This is a genomic window from Bacillus sp. S4, from assembly GCF_040838205.1.
In the GTDB taxonomy this organism is placed as follows: domain Bacteria; phylum Bacillota; class Bacilli; order Bacillales; family Bacillaceae_G; genus Bacillus_A; species Bacillus_A cereus_U.
The window spans coordinates 1-4,248 of the sequence record NZ_JBFPJI010000281.1 but is presented as its reverse complement, the minus strand read 5'-3'; the positions used below and the strand labels follow the sequence as shown (position 1 = coordinate 4,248).

The following is a 4,248-nucleotide window of genomic DNA, read 5'->3' as shown; positions in this document are numbered from 1 at the left end:
ATCTGAAGAAGAAAAATCAAATAGAGAGACAGACTTATACAAAATAAGCCTTGGATGATCAAAAGAGGTGGAGAGATGCAACAATTTTTATTAAAGAGTAAACGAGTATTAAGTAATCATTTTGGATTTTTCGTATTTGCAGTTATTTTACTTTGGTTAAAAACATATGCAGCATATGTGATAGAATTTAATTTAGGGATATCGAACACAATCCAAAAGTTCTTACTGTTTTTCAATCCGCTAAGCTCAGCAGTTCTATTTTTAGGGCTCGCATTATTCGCAAAGGGGAAACGAGCTTACATTTGGGTAATTGTTATTAATTTGCTAATGTCTATACTTTTATACGCCAACGTAGTATATTACCGCTTTTTCAGCGATTTTATTACGTTCCCGACATTAACACAATCGAATAACTTTGGAGATTTAGGTAATAGTATTTTTGCATTGCTACACTTATATGATCCACTATATTTCTTAGATACAATCATTTTGATTGTTTTAGTCGCAACGAAATTTGTAAATCCTAAACCAATCCGTGTTGCGAAGCATAAATTATCTCTAGTATTTGTAGCAGGTATTTTATTCTTTAGCGTTAACTTAGGTCTGGCAGAATCTGACCGTCCTGAATTGTTAACAAGAACATTTGACCGCAATTATATCGTGAAATATTTAGGGGCGTACAATTTCACGATTTATGATGGTATTCAAAGTGCGAAAGCATCAACAGAACGAGCATTAGCGGATGGAGATAATATGACAGAAGTTAGAAACTATCTTACATCAACTTATGCAAGTCCAAATCCTGAGTATTTCGGTAAAGGAAAAGGAATGAACGTAATTTATATTCATTTAGAGTCATTCCAAAACTTTTTACTAAACTACAAGCTAAATGGCCAAGAAGTTACACCATTCTTAAACTCATTTACAAAAGATGCGAATACGTTATACTTTGATAACTTCTTCCATCAAACAGGACAGGGTAAAACATCTGATGCGGAGTTCATGTTAGAGAATTCAATGTTTGGATTACCACAAGGATCTGTTTTTACAAATAAAGCTCATAACACGTATCAATCAGCACCAGCTATTTTAGGTCAACAAGGATACACATCAGCAGTGTTCCACGGTAACTATAAAACGTTCTGGAACCGTGATGAAATTTATAAATCATTTGGTTTTAATAAATTCTTTGATGCGTCATACTATGATATGAACGAAAAAGATGTAGTAAACTATGGATTAAAAGATAAACCGTTCTTTAATGAATCAATTCCATTATTACAAACGTTAAAACAACCGTTCTATTCGAAGTTCATTACGTTATCGAACCATTTCCCTTATCCTATCGATAAGGCAGAAGCAACGATTGAACCAGCTAAAACAGGTGATTCATCAGTAGATACGTACTTCCAAACAGCACGCTATTTAGATGAATCTGTAAAAGGATTCATTGATTACTTGAAACAATCTGGTTTATACGATAACTCAATTATCGTTATGTACGGTGACCATTACGGTATTTCAGATAATCATAGTGCAGCAATGTCTCAAATAATGGGTAAAGAAATGAACTCATTTGAAAATGCTCAATTACAACGTGTACCTTTAATCATTCGCGTACCAGGAATGGAAGGCGGCGTACAACATCAATACGGCGGAGAAATTGACGTTCTTCCAACGTTATTACACTTACTAGGTACAGATACGAAAAATTATGTCCAATTCGGATCAGATTTATTATCACCAGAGCATAAACAAGTCGTTCCGTTCCGTAACGGTAACTACGTAAGCCCAACAGTTACAGCACTTAACGGCAAATATTATGATACAGCGACTGGGAAACCTGTAGAATTTACAGATGAAATAAAACAAAATGAACAAATGGTTCAAAAATCACTAAAATACTCCGACCAAGTTGTTAACGGTGACTTATTACGATTCTACACACCAGAAGGATTTACACCGGTAGAACCTTCTAAGTATAACTATAACCATCGTGATAACAATAAAACGAAAGTGAAGACGACTGAAGACGGGGAAACGAAATAAATAATAAAAAAACCTACTCGTATGGAATACGGGTAGGTTTTTTTGTTTTAAGATTTACTTTCGGATTTTTGTATTGCCGTTTTTTTAGGCATGAAACATGCAATAATCAAAGCTACAAAAGATAAGACTAACATAAATGCGTAGGCATCACTTGAGCTGAAGATAGAAGATAATTTCTTTACTTGCATAACTGAAATGTTTCCATTTTCACTAGATAACTGCGAAGCATGTGAAGTGGATTGAATTGTGTATACCGTGATAATAACTGCTGTTCCTATAGCACCAGCTAATTGACGTACGGTATTATTCACTGCGGAGCCATGTGAACCCAATTCTCTTGGTAAAGCGTTTAAACCTGCTGTATTTAAAGGCATCGAAATGAAACTTAGTCCAATGCGTAGAATAATAGTACGAACCATTAAATACATATAAGTGGTGGATTCGGTCAAGTCAATTACACCCCACATTGATATAATGATACATATTAAACCTGTAATAAAGAGTGGTTTTGCCCCGTATTTATCAAACATTTTACCTGTGATAGGTGATAAGAAGGCATTAATTACAGCGCCAGGTAATAGAAGTAAACCGGATTCAAAAGCAGTGAAACCTCGTCCATTTTGCAAGTAAATCGGTAAAAGAATTAAATCAGCATACATAATCATCGTAATGAGTACGTTAATGACTGATGTAAGAGTGAAAATTTTATATTTAAATACGGATAAATTTAATAGTGGATCGCTAGACTTTATTTGACGTAAACAGAATAGCGTTGTAACAATTATTCCGATGATAATTGTAGTAATAACAACTGGATGATCCCATCCTTTGCTTCCAGCACTACTAAACCCGAATATAATACAACCAAAGCCAATCGTTGATAAAATGACACTTACGATATCTAATTTTGCTTTTGTTGTCTCAGCGACATTCATTAAATATTTTAGCGCGAGAATAATAACGATTAATACAAATGGAGCTAATCCAATAAATAACCATCTCCATGATACATATTCAATAATAAAGCCAGATAATGTTGGAGCGATGGCTGGCGCAAAAATTATGGCGAAGCCGATGGTCCCCATAATACTGCCACGCTTTTCACTAGGGTATAAATATAAAATAACTGTCATCATTAGTGGCATAATAATTCCTGCGCCAACTGCTTGAATCATTCTTCCTGTTAACAAAGTGCCAAAATTCATGGCGCATGCACAAAGAACAGTCCCGATAAACAAAGAGAGCATCGAGCTAATAAATAGCTGCCTTGTAGTAAATCGTTTCATTAAAAATGCTGTAATTGGCACTAGAACACCATTTATGAGCATAAAGCCTGTCGATAGCCATTGCACTGTTGCAGCCGAAACATCAAATACTTCCATCAAATTACTCATCGCCACATTTAATAGCGTCTGATTTAATGTTGATAAAAAACAGCCGGCAATGAGCACAACTAATATAATTTTTTTATTTCTTTCTGATATTTCCTTTTGCATTGGTAAACTCCTTCGTTGTTTTCTTGATTTATCGACAATGTGTCGATAAAATTAATGGTAACAAAATATATTTTCTTTGACCATGAACAGTTTTTTTGAAAATGTTCACTACTCGACACAGATGGTATGCACTGTCGAGTAAGTAAAGAGAAAATCTATAAAGGAGTTTCAAAATGTCTACACCTAAAAAAGAAGATCCACGTACAGTTCGTTCAAGAGAAATGTTTAAAAATGCTGTTTTTTCTCTCCTATGTGAGAATCCTAGTATTTCAAGCTTAACGGTTCAGAAAGTTGCAACAAAAGCAGGATTAAATCGGACTACCTTTTACTTACATTATCAAGATATTCAAGATTTACTAGACCAAATCACGAATGAGATTTCAAATGAACTTTCAAATAAAATTGCTGATTTAATACATGCAAAAGATTTATCAGAAAAACAAAAGCTAACACAATTACTTGATTATTTATATATCCACCGAAATTATTTATTTATATTATTTAAAATGAATCAATTTGAGGAGCAATTATTTTTATTTTTAAAAGAGTTAATAGAAACGAGAAGAGAGAATACGAAAAAGAATTTGCCAGATGACTATGTTGCGGTTGATATTAAAACAGCCTCTTTGGTAGGTATTATCATGTGGTGGATAAGGAATGGACTTCACTTTAGTTCAGATTATATTGCAAATCAAATTTATTT

The 4,248-nt window shown here is 33.8% G+C and carries 3 protein-coding genes; 2 read left to right on the top strand and 1 reads right to left on the bottom strand.

Annotated features, from left to right (window positions below; all coding sequences use genetic code 11):
* Positions 1 to 75 precede the first annotated feature (75 nt).
* On the top strand, positions 76 to 2,049 hold the full coding sequence (ltaS, locus tag AB3X48_RS18450; protein WP_016105164.1) for a lipoteichoic acid synthase: 1,974 nt from the start codon (positions 76 to 78) through the stop codon (positions 2,047 to 2,049).
* Positions 2,050 to 2,096: 47 nt separating this feature from the next.
* Here the strand turns inward: ltaS and AB3X48_RS18445 are convergent, their stop codons facing one another.
* Complete coding sequence (locus tag AB3X48_RS18445) at positions 2,097 to 3,545, bottom strand: DHA2 family efflux MFS transporter permease subunit (RefSeq protein ID WP_016105163.1); 1,449 nt, start codon at positions 3,543 to 3,545, stop codon at positions 2,097 to 2,099.
* Positions 3,546 to 3,718: 173 nt separating this feature from the next.
* On the opposite strand from AB3X48_RS18445, the gene AB3X48_RS18440 reads away from it, so the two are divergent.
* On the top strand, positions 3,719 to 4,248 hold a 530-nt coding region (locus AB3X48_RS18440; protein ID WP_367959794.1), incomplete at its 3' end, for a TetR/AcrR family transcriptional regulator.

Coding starts and splice junctions, on each gene's coding strand:
- ltaS (WP_016105164.1), top strand. CDS start 76: ATGCAACAATTTTTATTAAAGAGTAAACGAGTATTAAGTAATCATTTT.
- AB3X48_RS18445 (WP_016105163.1), bottom strand. CDS start 3,545: ATGCAAAAGGAAATATCAGAAAGAAATAAAAAAATTATATTAGTTGTG.